Annotated in this window: 11 protein-coding genes; 9 read left to right on the forward strand and 2 right to left on the reverse strand. The window is 69.9% G+C overall.

Translation table 11 applies throughout. The annotated features are described in order from the left end of the window. The first annotated feature begins 12 nt into the window (after positions 1-12). The 9 genes from ACZ6B1_RS07035 (at position 13) to ACZ6B1_RS07075 (ending at position 9,846) form a co-directional block, all read left to right on the forward strand. The gene (locus tag ACZ6B1_RS07035) at positions 13-933 is read left to right on the forward strand and encodes a hydroxymethylglutaryl-CoA lyase (RefSeq protein WP_468776054.1); all 921 of its coding nucleotides are present in this window, start codon (positions 13-15) and stop codon (positions 931-933) included. A 5-nt stretch (positions 934-938) separates the two neighbouring features. Next, positions 939-2,099: an acyl-CoA dehydrogenase family protein gene (locus ACZ6B1_RS07040; protein WP_468775691.1), complete on the forward strand. Its 1,161-nt coding sequence runs from the start codon at positions 939-941 to the stop codon at positions 2,097-2,099. 360 nt (positions 2,100-2,459) lie between these two features. After that, a complete protein-coding gene (locus ACZ6B1_RS07045; protein WP_468775693.1) occupies positions 2,460-2,669 on the forward strand; it encodes a hypothetical protein in 210 nt (69 codons plus the stop codon). 146 nt (positions 2,670-2,815) lie between these two features. Beyond that, complete coding sequence (locus ACZ6B1_RS07050; RefSeq protein ID WP_468775695.1) at positions 2,816-3,862, forward strand: ABC transporter substrate-binding protein; 1,047 nt, start codon at positions 2,816-2,818, stop codon at positions 3,860-3,862. Positions 3,863-3,899: 37 nt separating this feature from the next. After that, complete coding sequence (locus ACZ6B1_RS07055; RefSeq protein WP_468775697.1) at positions 3,900-4,721, forward strand: siderophore-interacting protein; 822 nt, start codon at positions 3,900-3,902, stop codon at positions 4,719-4,721. Positions 4,722-4,831: 110 nt separating this feature from the next. Continuing rightward, positions 4,832-6,274: a lysine decarboxylase DesA gene (gene desA / locus ACZ6B1_RS07060; protein WP_468775699.1), complete on the forward strand. Its 1,443-nt coding sequence runs from the start codon at positions 4,832-4,834 to the stop codon at positions 6,272-6,274. Continuing rightward, complete coding sequence (locus tag ACZ6B1_RS07065) at positions 6,258-7,544, forward strand: lysine N(6)-hydroxylase/L-ornithine N(5)-oxygenase family protein (protein WP_468775701.1); 1,287 nt, start codon at positions 6,258-6,260, stop codon at positions 7,542-7,544. Before desA ends, ACZ6B1_RS07065 begins: the two co-directional genes overlap by 17 nt. After that, positions 7,541-8,080 (forward strand): GNAT family N-acetyltransferase, encoded by a 540-nt coding sequence (locus ACZ6B1_RS07070; RefSeq protein WP_468775703.1) that lies wholly within the window; start codon positions 7,541-7,543, stop codon positions 8,078-8,080. The genes ACZ6B1_RS07065 and ACZ6B1_RS07070 overlap by 4 nt, the downstream gene beginning before the upstream one ends. Then, a complete protein-coding gene (locus ACZ6B1_RS07075) occupies positions 8,077-9,846 on the forward strand; it encodes an IucA/IucC family protein (protein ID WP_468775705.1) in 1,770 nt (589 codons plus the stop codon). Before ACZ6B1_RS07070 ends, ACZ6B1_RS07075 begins: the two co-directional genes overlap by 4 nt. Positions 9,847-9,908: 62 nt before the next feature. Here the strand turns inward: ACZ6B1_RS07075 and ACZ6B1_RS07080 are convergent, their stop codons facing one another. After that, positions 9,909-11,519 (reverse strand): beta-N-acetylhexosaminidase, encoded by a 1,611-nt coding sequence (locus ACZ6B1_RS07080; protein ID WP_468775707.1) that lies wholly within the window; start codon positions 11,517-11,519, stop codon positions 9,909-9,911. A gap of 161 nt (positions 11,520-11,680) precedes the next feature. Continuing rightward, on the reverse strand, positions 11,681-13,246 hold the full coding sequence (locus tag ACZ6B1_RS07085) for a purple acid phosphatase family protein (protein WP_468775709.1): 1,566 nt from the start codon (positions 13,244-13,246) through the stop codon (positions 11,681-11,683). Positions 13,247-13,306 lie beyond the last annotated feature (60 nt).

The following is a 13,306-nucleotide window of genomic DNA, read 5'->3' on the forward strand; positions in this document are numbered from 1 at the left end:
GAGGGACTGCCCATGGTCGTACCGGCCCAGGATCTGCCCGCGCGGGTGCGGATCCACGAGGTCGGTGCGCGCGACGGGCTGCAGAACGAGAAGACGTCCGTGCCGACGGCGGTGAAGGCGGAGTTCATCCGCCGCCTGGCCGGCGCGGGCCTGACGACGATCGAGGCGACCAGCTTCGTGCACCCCAAGTGGGTGCCCCAGCTCGCCGACGCCGAGCAGTTGTTCCCGCTCGTCTCGGACCTCGACGTCGAACTCCCGGTGCTGGTGCCGAACCAGCGCGGCCTGGACCGGGCCCTGGCGCTCGGCGCCCGCCGGATCGCGGTGTTCGCCAGCGCCACGGAGTCCTTCGCGAAGGCCAACCTGAACCGCACGGTGGACGAGTCGCTGGCCGTGTTCGAACCGGTGGTGCGGCAGGCGAAGGACGCCGGCGCGCAGGTGCGCGGCTATGTGTCGATGTGCTTCGGCGACCCCTGGGAGGGAGCCGTCCCGCTCCACCAGGTGGCCCGCGTCTGCAAGGCCCTGCGCGACATGGGCTGCGACGAGCTGAGCCTCGGCGACACCATCGGCGTGGCCACTGCGGGCCATGTCCTGGAGCTGCTCGCGCTGCTGAACGAGGAGGGCGTGCCGACGAACGCGATCGGCGTGCACTTCCACGACACCTACGGCCAGGCGCTCGCGAACACCTACGCGGCCCTGGAGCACGGCGTGACGACGGTCGACGCGTCCGCCGGAGGCCTCGGCGGCTGCCCGTACGCGAAGTCCGCCACCGGCAACCTCGCCACCGAAGACCTCGTATGGATGCTGCACGGCCTCGGCATCGAGACCGGGGTCGACCTCGGCCGTCTGACCGCCACGAGCGTGTGGATGGCCGAACAGCTGGGCCGCCCGAGCCCGTCCCGTACCGTCCGCGCTCTCTCCCACAAGGACCAGTGATCAGCATGGACCACCGTCTCAGCCCCGAGCTGGAGGAACTCCGCCGTACGGTGGAGGAGTTCGCGCACGACGTGGTGGCGCCGAAGATCGGCGACTTCTACGAGCGGCACGAGTTCCCGTACGAGATCGTCCGCGAGATGGGCCGCATGGGCCTGTTCGGGCTGCCGTTCCCGGAGGAGCACGGCGGCATGGGCGGCGACTACCTGGCCCTCGGCATCGCCCTGGAGGAACTGGCCCGAGTCGACTCCTCGGTGGCCATCACGCTGGAGGCCGGCGTCTCGCTGGGCGCCATGCCGATCCACCTCTTCGGCACCGAGGAGCAGAAGCGCGAGTGGCTCCCCCGGCTCTGCTCCGGAGAGATCCTGGGCGCCTTCGGCCTCACCGAGCCGGACGGCGGCAGCGACGCCGGTGCCACCCGCACCACGGCCCGCCTGGACCCGGACACGAACGAGTGGGTGATCAACGGCACGAAGTGCTTCATCACCAACTCGGGCACCGACATCACCGGTCTGGTGACGGTCACGGCGGTCACCGGCCGCAAGCCGGACGGCAGGCCGCTGATCTCAGCGATCATCGTCCCGTCCGGCACTCCCGGCTTCACGGTCGCCGCGCCCTACTCCAAGGTCGGCTGGAACGCCTCCGACACCCGTGAGCTGTCCTTCCAGGACGTCCGGGTGCCCGCCGCGAACCTGCTCGGGGAGGAGGGCCGGGGCTACGCGCAGTTCCTGCGCATCCTCGACGAGGGCCGCATCGCCATCGCGGCACTCGCCACCGGGCTGGCCCAGGGCTGTGTGGACGAGTCGGTGAAGTACGCCAAGGAACGCCACGCCTTCGGCCGGCCGATCGGCGCCAACCAGGCCATCCAGTTCAAGATCGCCGATATGGAGATGAAGGCCCACACCGCCCGCCTGGCCTGGCGTGACGCCGCCTACCGGCTGGTGGCCGGCGAGCCCTTCAAGAAGGAGGCGGCGATGGCCAAGCTGTACTCCTCCACCGTCGCTGTGGACAACGCCCGCGACGCCACGCAGGTGCACGGCGGATACGGCTTCATGAACGAGTACCCGGTGGCCCGCATGTGGCGCGACTCCAAGATCCTGGAGATCGGCGAGGGCACGAGCGAGGTGCAGCGGATGCTGGTGGCCCGCGAACTGGGCCTGACCGGCTGAGGCGTTCCCCGCCGCTGAGGACGCGGGGCATCGGCAGGCGGATCCGCCGATCGCCCCGCGTTTCGCGTTCCCTCCCCTGACGTCGTCTCAGAGGCATCCCATTGCAAGCAAGTTGACGATCATGTTAGGTTCCGTTCCGATTCCGGCCACTTGCCCTTGAACGTTCGGCTGACCACCGAGCAAGCGCGGGACCGGAAAGGGAAAACGGGGGAGAGACTCGTCGCGCGCGGCATTTCATCGGCCTGGTGCGTGCATCGGGCGTGCCGCCCGCCGCACTGACGGTCACGATGCTTTTACCGGGCCAATCGGTTTCCAGCCGTCGCCCGCTCCCGGTTCCCGCGTGTGGCCACCGCCCCGCGCGTGCAGCGCATCCTCGGTGAATGGAACGAACGGACGGGCGACGCCTACATCTCCACCGACATCGGCGGCGGCAAGTCCTCGGTGCCGGACCCCCAGGAGGCGGCCGCCGCGGTCGTCAAGGCGTTCGCCGGCTGGAAGCACTCCGAGCAGGGCCACGCCTCCGTCTACGACGTCTACGGCAACGCCGTCATCACCGACTACGAGTTCTGACCCGCGCCGGGGGCGCGGCACCGCAGGCTGACGAGGACTCACCTCGGCCACGCGAGCCCCACCCCTGGACATCCACTGAGGTTAGGCTAACCTACCTTCGAACTGTCCGGCGGGCGGCCACGCCCTGGTCGAAAGCAGCCATACCCATGTCCCATGCCCGTTCCACCCACTTCTCCCGTCGCGGTCTGCTCGCCGCGGGCGGTGCCCTCGGACTCGGCGCCGCGCTCGCGGCCTGCGGTGACGACAAGGGTGAAGACGCGGGGTCCGACGGACAGGCGAAGGGCGGCAAGTCCGGCCCCTGGAGCTTCACGGACGACCGCGCCACGACGGTGAAGCTGGACAAGGTCCCCGCGAACATCGTCGCGTTCACCGGTGCCGCCGCCGCGCTGTACGACTACGGCATCCAGGTCAAGGGCGTCTTCGGCCCGACGAAGACCACGGCGGGCAAGGCCGACGTCCAGGCCGGCGACATGGACATCAGCAAGGTGACGATCCTCGGCAACACCTGGGGCCAGTTCAACATCGAGAAGTACGCGGCCCTCGCCCCGGACGTGCTCATCAGCACCATGTTCGACGGCGCCGGCACCCTCTGGTACGTCCCCGACGAGTCGAAGAAGAAGATCGCCCAGCTCGCACCGAGCGTCGGCGTCTCCGTCTACGACCGTCAGCTCACCCAGCCGCTGCAGCGCATGTGGAAGCTGGCCGAGTCGCTCGGCGCGGACATGAAGGCCGCGAAGGTGACGGACGCCAAGAAGCGGTTCGAGGACGCCTCGGCCCGGCTGCGTGCCGCCGCCAAGGCCAAGCCCGGCGTCAAGGTGATGGCCGGCTCGGCGAGCGACCAGCTCTTCTACGTCTCCGGCACCAACCTCTCCATCGACCTGGAGTACTTCAAGGCCCTCGGCGTGAACTTCGTCGAGCCCCCGGAGAGCGCCAAGAAGCAGGGCGGCGGCTGGTACGAGTCGCTGAGCTGGGAGAACGTCGACAAGTACCAGGCCGACATCATCATGATGGACGACCGCACCTCGGCCATCCAGCCGGCCGGCATCACCAAGGCCACCTGGAAGAAGCTGCCCGCGGTAAAGGCGGGACAGGTCATCGCCCGTTCCCCGGAGCCGATCCTCTCCTACGACAAGTGCGTGCCGCTGCTCACCGGCCTGGCCGAGGCGCTGGAGAAGGCCAAGAAGGTCGGCTGAACCCCTCTTTCCTGAACGGCAACCTCAGGAGCCCCCCATGACGACGGCCGTAGCCGCCCCGTTCCGTTTCTTCTCCCTCCAGGTCGTACGGGCAAGGCGGCTGGGGCCGTCTCTGGTCCGGGTCACCTTCACCGGCGACGATCTGCACGCCTTCCGCTCCGACGGGCGCGACCAGTCCCTGTCGCTCTTCCTGCCGCACCCGGGCCAGACCGAACCGGCCGTACCCCTCGAACTGGGCGACGGCTGGTGGCAGGGCTGGCGTGAACTCCCGGACGACGTACGGGCCGTGATGCGGTCGTACACGCTCCGGGCCCTGCGCCGCGATCCCGACGAGATCGACATCGACTTCGCCCTGCACACCCCCGCCGGACCCGCCTCCCGGTGGGTTTCCCGGGCCGTACCCGGTGACCGTGTTCTGCTGCTCGGCCCGGCGATCGCCGACAACCGGGCGATCCGGTTCCGGCCCCCGGCGGACACCGATCTCGTCGTCCTCTGGGGGGACACGACCGCCGTTCCCGCCGCGACCGCCGTCCTGGAGTCGCTGCCGGCCGGAACGCGGGCCCGCGCCTGGCTGGAGGTGCCGCACCCCGGTGACATCCAGGACGTGGCGACGCAGGCCGACGCGGAGATCACCTGGCTGGTGCGCCACGACGCCTCCCCCGCTGCCGTCGACGCGGTGCGGGCCGCTCGACTTCCGCCCGCCGAACGGCCGTACGTGTGGATCGCGGGCGAGTCCGGCCGGGTGAGGGGACTGCGCCGGCACTTCGCCGGCGAGCGCGGGATCGACCGGCGGCGCATCACCTTCGTCGGGTACTGGCGGCAGGGCATGACGGAAGAACAGCTGCGCGCGGCGGAGTAACCCCCCTGAAGTGACCCCGGTCACGGAAGAAGTGTATCTTGATCCAGAAAACTTAGGTTAGGCTAACCTAAGTTGACCTGCACGGACAGTCCCCTCGGAGGACCCCCAACATGCGCTCGCACCTGCTCAATGGCCTCACAGCGGAGCACTACCGCCGCTCCGTGACCGAAGGAGTCGAGCGGGTGGCGGCCAAACTCGCCACCACCGACCGTCCGTTCACCGGTGTCACCGTCGACGCCCTCGCCCCCCGCGTCGACGCGATCGACCTCGACCGGCCCCTCGGCGACACCGCCGCGGTGCTGGACGAGCTGGAGGACCTCTACCTCCGCGACGCGGTCTACTTCCACCACCCCCGCTACCTCGCCCACCTCAACTGCCCGGTGGTCATCCCGGCGGTGCTCGGCGAGGCGGTGCTCTCCGCCGTCAACTCCTCCCTCGACACCTGGGACCAGTCGGCCGGCGGCACCCTCATCGAGCGCAGGCTCGTGGACTGGACGACCGCCCGGATCGGTCTCGGCCCGGGCGCCGACGGCGTGTTCACCTCCGGCGGCACCCAGTCCAACCTCCAGGCGCTGCTGTTGGCCCGGGAGGAGGCGAAGAGCGACAGCCTCTCGAAACTGCGGATCTTCGCCTCCGAGGTCAGCCACTTCAGCGTCAAGAAGTCCGCGAAACTGCTCGGCCTGGACCCGGACTCCGTCGTCTCCGTCCCCGTCGACCACGACAAGCGGATGCAGACCGTGGCGCTCGCCCATGAGCTGGAGCGCTGCGCACAGGACGGCCTCGTGCCCATGGCCGTGGTCGCCACCGCCGGCACCACCGACTTCGGCTCCATCGACCCGCTGCCCGAGATCGCCGAACTCTGCGCCCAGTACGGCGTGTGGATGCACGTGGACGCGGCCTACGGCTGCGGGCTGCTCGCCTCGCTGAAGCACCGGGACCGCATCGACGGCATCGAGCGCGCCGACTCGGTGACCGTCGACTACCACAAGTCCTTCTTCCAGCCGGTGAGTTCCTCCGCCGTGCTGGTCCGGGACGCGGCCACCCTGCGGCACGCCACCTACCACGCGGAATACCTCAACCCGCGCCGCATGGTGCAGGAGCGCATCCCCAACCAGGTCGACAAGTCCCTGCAGACCACCCGCCGCTTCGACGCTCTCAAGCTGTGGCTGACGCTGCGCACCATGGGCGCCGACGGCATCGGGCAGCTCTTCGACGAGGTCTGCGAACTGGCCCGGCAGGGCTGGCGGCTGCTCGCCGCCGATCCCCGCTACGACGTGGTCGTCGAGCCCAGCCTGTCCACCCTCGTCTTCCGCTACGTCCCGGCGGCGGTCACCGACCCGGCCGAGGTCGACCGCGCCAACCTGTACGCCCGCAAGGCACTGTTCGCCTCCGGCGACGCCGTGGTCGCGGGCACCAAGGTCGGCGGCCGCCACTACCTGAAGTTCACCCTGCTCAACCCCGAGACGACCGCGGCCGACATCGCCGCCGTCCTGGACCTGATCGCCGGCCACGCCGAGCAGTACCTGGGAGAGTCCCTTGACCGCGCGTCCTGAACCCCCGACCGCCCCGTACGACTTCGTGGGGATCGGGCTCGGCCCCTTCAACCTCGGCCTCGCCTGCCTGACCGAGCCGATCGCCGAACTGAACGGCGTCTTCCTCGACTCCAAGCCCGACTTCGAGTGGCACGCCGGCATGTTCCTCGACGGCGCCCATCTGCAGACGCCGTTCATGTCGGACCTGGTCACCCTGGCCGACCCCACCTCCCCGTACTCCTTCCTCAACTACCTGAAGGAAAAGGGCAGGCTGTACCCGTTCTACATCCGCGAGAACTTCTACCCGCTGCGCGTCGAGTACGACGACTACTGCCGCTGGGCGGCCGGCAAGCTCGGCAGCGTCCGCTTCGGCACCACGGTCACCGAGGTGACGTACGAGGACGAGGTGTACGTCGTCCGCACGGCGGCCGGCGAGACGTTCCGCGCCCGGCACCTGGTGCTCGGCACGGGCACGGTCCCGTTCGTCCCCGAGGCCTGCCGGGACCTGGGCGACGACGTCGTCCACACCGCGCGGTACATGCACCGCAAAGCCGACCTGCAGGCCCGGAAGTCCCTCACGATCGTGGGCAGCGGCCAGAGCGCCGCCGAGATCTACTACGAGCTGCTGTCCGAGATCGATGTCCACGGCTACGAGCTGAACTGGGTCACCCGCTCACCGCGGTTCTTCCCGCTGGAGTACACCAAGCTGACCCTGGAGATGACGTCCCCGGACTACATCGACTACTTCCGCGCACTGCCCGAGGAGACCCGCTACCGGCTGGAGAGGCAGCAGAAGGGCCTGTTCAAGGGCATCAACTCGGATCTGATCGACTCGATCTTCGACCTGCTGTACCAGAAGAACGTGGAGAGCGGCGACCGCCCGGTACCCACCCGCCTGCTCACCAACTCCACACTGAACGAGGCCCGTCACGAGGACGGCGCGTACACGCTCGGTTTCCACCAGGACGAGCAGGGCAAGGACTTCGAGATCCGCTCCGAGGGCCTGGTGCTGGCCACCGGCTACCACTACCGGCCGCCGGCCTTTCTCGACCCGGTGCGCGAACGCCTCCGTTTCGACGGCCACGGCCGCTTCGACGTCGCCCGCAACTACGCCATCGACGTCACCGGCCGCGGTGTCTTCCTGCAGAACGCCGGCGTCCACACCCACAGCATCACCAGCCCCGACCTGGGCATGGGGGCGTACCGGAACGCGTACATCATCCGTGAGCTGCTCGGCACGGAGTACTACCCGGTCGAGAAGACCATCGCCTTCCAGGAGTTCGCCGTATGACCAGCGACGCCATGACGTTCACCCTCCGGCCGCTCGACCCGCTGAAGGACGCCGAGTTGCTGCACGGCTGGGTCACCCACCCCAAGGCGGCGTTCTGGATGATGCAGGACGCGAGACTGCAGGACGTCGAGCGGGCCTACATGGAGATCGCGGCCGACGAGCACCACCACGCCCTGCTCGGGATGCGCGACGGGGAGCCCGTCTTCCTGATGGAGAAGTACGACCCCGCCCACCGCGAGCTGGCCGGGCTGTACGAGCCGCGGCCGGGCGACGTCGGCATGCACTTCCTCGTCGCCCCCACCGACACCCCCGTGCACGGGTTCACCCGGGCCGTCATCACCGCCGTGATGGCGCACCTCTTCGAGGACCCGGCGACCCGGCGGGTCGTGGTCGAGCCCGATGTGGGCAACAAGGCGGTGCACGCCCTGAACGAGGCGGTCGGGTTCGTGCCCGAGCGCGAGATCCAGAAGCCGGAGAAGCGGGCGCTGCTGAGTTTCTGCACGCGCGAGCGGTTCCTGAAGGCGGTGTCCGCATGAGCCTCGCCGACTCCGTCGCCCACCTCTCCCCCGAGCGCTGGGAGCGGGCCAACCGGCTGCTCCTGCGCAAGGCGGTCGCGGAGTTCGCCCACGAGCGGCTGATCACGCCGGAGGAGGACGGCGAGGGCTACGTCGTCCGCAGCGACGACGGCCTCACCCGGTACCGGTTCACCGCCGTCCGCCGCGCCCTCGACCACTGGCAGGTCGACGCCGAGTCGATCACCCGGCACCGCGACGGCGGCGAACTCCCCCTCGCGGCATTGGACTTCTTCATCGAGATGAGGGAGACCCTGGGGCTGAGCGACGAGATCCTGCCGGTCTACCTGGAGGAGATCTCCTCCACCCTCTCGGGCACCTGCTACAAGCTCACCAAGCCCCGCGTCACCTCCGCGGAGCTCGCGCGAGGCTCCTTCCAGGACATCGAGACCGGGATGACCGAGGGCCACCCCTGCTTCGTCGCCAACAACGGGCGGCTCGGCTTCGGCGTCCACGAGTACCTGTCGTACGCCCCGGAGACCGCGAGCCCCGTCCGGCTGGTGTGGCTGGCCGCGCACCGCTCGCGGGCCGCGTTCACGGCGGGCGCCGGGATCGAGTACGAGTCGTTCCTCAGGGCGGAGCTGGGCGAGGAGACCCTGGAGCGGTTCCGCGCCACACTCACCGGCCAGGGTCTCGACCCCGCCGAGTACCTGCTCATCCCGGTGCACCCCTGGCAGTGGTGGAACAAGCTCAGCGTCACCTTCGCCGCCGAGGTGGCCCGCCGGCATCTGGTGTGCCTCGGCGAGGGCGACGACGAGTACCTGGCCCAGCAGTCCATACGGACCTTCTTCAACGCCTCCGACCCGCGGCGGCACTATGTGAAGACGGCCCTGTCCGTTCTCAACATGGGCTTCATGCGCGGGCTTTCGGCCGCCTACATGGAGGCCACCCCGGCGATCAACGACTGGCTCGCGAAGCTCATCGAGAACGATCCCGTGCTGAAGTCCACCGGTCTGTCGATCATCCGGGAGCGGGCGGCCGTCGGCTACCGGCACCTGGAGTACGAGCGGGCCACCGACCGCTACTCGCCCTACCGGAAGATGCTGGCCGCGCTGTGGCGGGAGAGCCCGGTGCCGTCCCTGCGCGAGGGCGAGTCACTGGCCACCATGGCCTCGCTGCTGCACGTCGACGACGCGGGCGCCTCCTTCGCGGGCGCGCTCATCGAGCGCTCCGGCCTGCCGCCCGCCGAGTGGCTGCGGCACTACCTGCGGGCCTACTTCACCCCGCTGCTGCACAGCTTCTACGCCTACGACCTGGCCTTCATGCCGCACGGCGAGAACGTGATCCTCGTCCTGCGCGACGGGGTGGTGCAGCGCGCGATCTACAAGGACATCGCCGAGGAGATCGCCGTCATGGACCCCGACGCGGTGCTGCCGCCGGAGGTGCGGCGGATCCGCGTCGAGGTGCCCGAGGACCAGAAGCTGCTGTCGGTCTTCACGGACGTCTTCGACTGCTTCTTCCGGTTCCTGGCGGCGAACCTCGCCACCGAGGGGATCCTGGCGGAGGACGACTTCTGGCGCGCGGTCGCCGAGGTCACCCGCGAGTACCAGCGGGCGGCGCCCGAACTGGCCGACCGGTTCGAGCGGTACGACATCTTCGCCCCCCGGTTCGCGCTGTCCTGCCTCAACCGGCTCCAGCTCCGCGACAACCGGCAGATGGTCGACCTGGCCGACCCGTCCGGCGCGCTGCAGCTCGTGGGACATCTGGACAACCCGGTCGCCGGGTTCTGACGTCCTGACGGACGGACGGGCACCCCGCGGTACGGTCCCGCGGGGTGTCCGTCGCGCTGTGCTCAGCCCGCCGGCCAGGGGACCTGGGGCGACTTGTAGTAGCTCATCCCGAGGGCGTCCCAGCGCGGGGCCTGGGCCGCGAGCCGGACCTTGTAGGCGTCCCAGTCGTGGGTGGCCGCAGGGGACCAGCCCAGCTCGGCCGCTCCGGGCAGGCGCGGGAAGGCCATGTACTCGATGTCGGAGGACTTGGTGAGGGTCTCCGACCACAGCGGCGCCTCGACCCCCCGGACGGCCGAAGCCGGCGCGCCGGGCAGATAGCTCCCGGGGTTCCAGTCGTAGGAGCGCCGCACCTCCACCAGGCCCGCCCACTTGGTGCCGAGCCTCGTGCTCGCGGTGTACTTCATGTCGAGGTAGACCCGGTCGGCCGGGGACAGGATCAGACCGGTGCCGTTCTGGGCGGCCTTGGCCACCTGGGCCTTCTCCGTCGCGCTGGTGCCGTCCAGGCCCCAGTACTGGGCGAGGGCGCCCTTGACGGGGGTGGCCCCGGTGAGCTGGTGCCAGCCGATGACCGTCTTGCCGTACTTGGCGACGACCGGCTGCACGCGGTTCATGAACTCCACGTAGTCGGCGTGGCTGGTGGAGTGCGCCTCGTCGCCGCCGATGTGCAGATAGCGGCCGGGGGTGATCGCGGCCAGTTCGCGGATCACGTCGTCCACGAAGTCGTACGTCACCTGCTTCGGTACGCACAGCGAACTGAAGCCGACCTGGGTGCCGGTGTACAGCGGGGGCGCGGTGCCGTCGCAGTTGAGCTGCGCGTAGGAGGCGAGGGCCGCGTTGGTGTGGCCTGGCATGTCGATCTCGGGCACGACCTCCAGGTAGCGGGAGGCTGCGTAGCGGACGATGTCCTGGTAGTCGGCCTTGGTGAAGTAGCCGCCCTTGCCGCCGCCGACCTGGGTGGAGCCGCCGTAGGTGGTCAGGCGGGGCCAGGAGTCGATGGCGATGCGCCAGCCCTGGTCGTCGCTGAGGTGCAGATGCAGGGTGTTGATCTTGTACAGGGCCAGCTCGTCGATGTAGCGCTTGACCTGACCGACGTTGAAGAAGTGCCGGGAGACGTCCAGCATGGCGCTGCGGTAGGCGTAGCGGGGGCGGTCCTCGATGGTGCCGCCGGCGATCCGCCAAGGCCCGGGCTGGAGGCTCTTGCGCTCGACGGACGCCGGAAGGAGCTGGCGCAGGGTCTGGACGCCGTGGAAGAGGCCTGCGGGCGCGCTGGCGGTGATGGCGATGCCCGCGGGTCCGCTGGTCAGCCGGTAGCCCTCGGCGCCGAACTGGTCCCCGGTCAGGTGGAGTCGGATACCGCCGGCACCCTGGTCGGTGACCGGCACGCGGTAGCCGGTGGACGGGCGCAGGATGCCGGCGAGGTACTCGCCGATCCGGCGGACCTCGTCCGAGCCGTCCACGCGGACGCCGGTGGCCGGGGTGATGCGGTACGGACGCCCGCCGGGCCGTGCCTCGGCGGGCGCCGGGACCACCCGGTCCAGTGGGGTGGCCGCCGCCGCGGCCGTCGGCGCCGGCGCCGGGGCCGCGCCGACGGTGGTCACGCCCGCCGCCGCGACGAGCAGCAGGGATCCGAGGACGCGGGTCAGCCGGGGAGTCGTGCTGTGGTGCCGTCTCACATGCGCTCCCTTCACGAGTGGTAAAGACCACTCTCCCGCAGATCCGGCGAATCAATCCCCGCCCTGCGGAAATCATCCGCAGGGACGGCGGTCGGGCCATCGGCGCGGCCGTCCGTCGCCCTGCGTCGCCGTGCGGCACTCTACTTCGCCGTGCGGCGCCCCTACTTCGCGGTGCGGGCCACCGTGAAGTGGTCGATGCGCCTGCCGGTCTCGGCGATGCCCGACACCGTCAGCGTGGTCCGGTGGCCCTTCGCCGCGGGCGTGACGTCCACGCGCAGGAAGGAGTAGTCGAGGTAGCGCACCCGGGACCAGGTGACCGTCTCGTTCCGCTTGCCCTCCTTGGTGTTGACGAAGGAGGCGACCGTGTCGACCTCGTGCTCGTGCCCCTCGTAGGAGTCGGGGGCGGAGAAGGCGTACAGGCCGCGGCCCGCCGCTCCGGCCGTGACGTACACCACGCCCTCGGTCTCGGGGTGAGCGGTGCCGCCGATCGGCAGCTTCTTGGTGACCTGGCCCGCCTTGATGACGTCGGTGCGCTCGTACTGGTGGTTGTGGCCGTTGATGACCAGGTCCACGGTGTACTTCTCGAACAGCGGCACCCACTCCTGGCGGACACCGCCCTCCGAGGCGTGCGCGGTGGAGGTGCAGTAGGCGCAGTGGTGGAAGAAGACGACGACGAAGTCGACGTCCTTCGCGGCGCGGTACTTCTTGAGCTGCGCCTCCAGCCAGGCGGTCTGGGTTCCGCCGGAGATGCCCAGGTTCGCGGGGATCTCGAAGGAGATGTCGTTGGCGTCGAGCGAGATGACGGCGGTGTTGCCGTAGACGAAGGAGTAGACGCCGGGCAGGTTCTCGCGGTCCGGGCCGTTGTCGGGGAGCGTCCAGCGGGCGTCCTCGCCGCCGTAGCCGTTGGGCGAGTACCAGGCCTCCATGTCGTGGTTGCCGTAGGCGGGCATCCAGGGGACCTGCTTCGCGACCGACTCGGTCTGGTGCAGGAACTGGTCCCAGGTGCGCGAGTCGAAGCCGGTGTCGCCGGTCTTGCCCTGGCCGGCCGGATCGCCGTAGGCGATGTCGCCCGCGTGCAGGTGGAAGGCCGGGTTCTGGCCGAGGATCAGGGCGTTGTTGGCCAGGCCGTGATAGCCGACGCCCTCGTCGCCGAAGGCGGTGAAGGTGAAGGGCGCCTTGTGGGCGGGGGCGGTGGTGAAGGTGCCCAGGGTCCCCAGCAGATGGGGCTCGGCCGGGTCGAAGCCCTGGTGGCCGACGCCGTAGTAATAGGTCCGGCCGGGGCGCAGGTGGGTGAGCTTGGCGTGCAGGTAGTACTGGGTGTGGTCGCCGCTCGCGCCGACACCCGCCGGGGTGTACAGGGTGCGGACCTCGGCGTCGATCCGGCGGGAGAGGTCCCAGGGGTGGGCGCCGACGCGGATGAAGGGCTTCTTCACCGCGACCGGGACCTGCCAGGAGACGCTGATCTCGGTCCGGGGGTCGTTGCCCCAGGCGAGGTGGCGCCCGAAGGGAGCGACCAGGGAGCCGTCCACGGCCCCGGCCGCGGGCGCGGTGCGCGGAGCGGGAACCGTGGCCCGGGCGGTGGCGCCCGACACGAACGCGCCGCCGGTGACGGCGCCCAGGGTGACGGCGCCACCCCTGATCATGGTGCGCCGCGAGAACCTGGCGCGCAGATAGTCGTGCTGCTCGGCCATGCTCATGCGCGCGGCCAGCTTCTCGGGTACTCCCATACGAGGAATGTCCATGACGTCTGAAACTCGTCCGGCCGGGCAACGAGACGCGGGACACGG

Source organism: Streptomyces sp. NPDC041129, from assembly GCF_055592265.1.

Bases quoted from the DNA above. Each gene is read 5' to 3' on its own strand.
- ACZ6B1_RS07035 (WP_468776054.1), top strand. From the start codon at position 13: ATGGTCGTACCGGCCCAGGATCTGCCCGCGCGGGTGCGGATCCACGAG.
- ACZ6B1_RS07040 (WP_468775691.1), top strand. From the start codon at position 939: ATGGACCACCGTCTCAGCCCCGAGCTGGAGGAACTCCGCCGTACGGTG.
- ACZ6B1_RS07050 (WP_468775695.1), top strand. From the start codon at position 2,816: ATGTCCCATGCCCGTTCCACCCACTTCTCCCGTCGCGGTCTGCTCGCC.
- ACZ6B1_RS07055 (WP_468775697.1), top strand. From the start codon at position 3,900: ATGACGACGGCCGTAGCCGCCCCGTTCCGTTTCTTCTCCCTCCAGGTC.
- desA (WP_468775699.1), top strand. From the start codon at position 4,832: ATGCGCTCGCACCTGCTCAATGGCCTCACAGCGGAGCACTACCGCCGC.
- ACZ6B1_RS07070 (WP_468775703.1), top strand. From the start codon at position 7,541: ATGACCAGCGACGCCATGACGTTCACCCTCCGGCCGCTCGACCCGCTG.
- ACZ6B1_RS07075 (WP_468775705.1), top strand. From the start codon at position 8,077: ATGAGCCTCGCCGACTCCGTCGCCCACCTCTCCCCCGAGCGCTGGGAG.
- ACZ6B1_RS07085 (WP_468775709.1), bottom strand. From the start codon at position 13,246: ATGGGAGTACCCGAGAAGCTGGCCGCGCGCATGAGCATGGCCGAGCAG.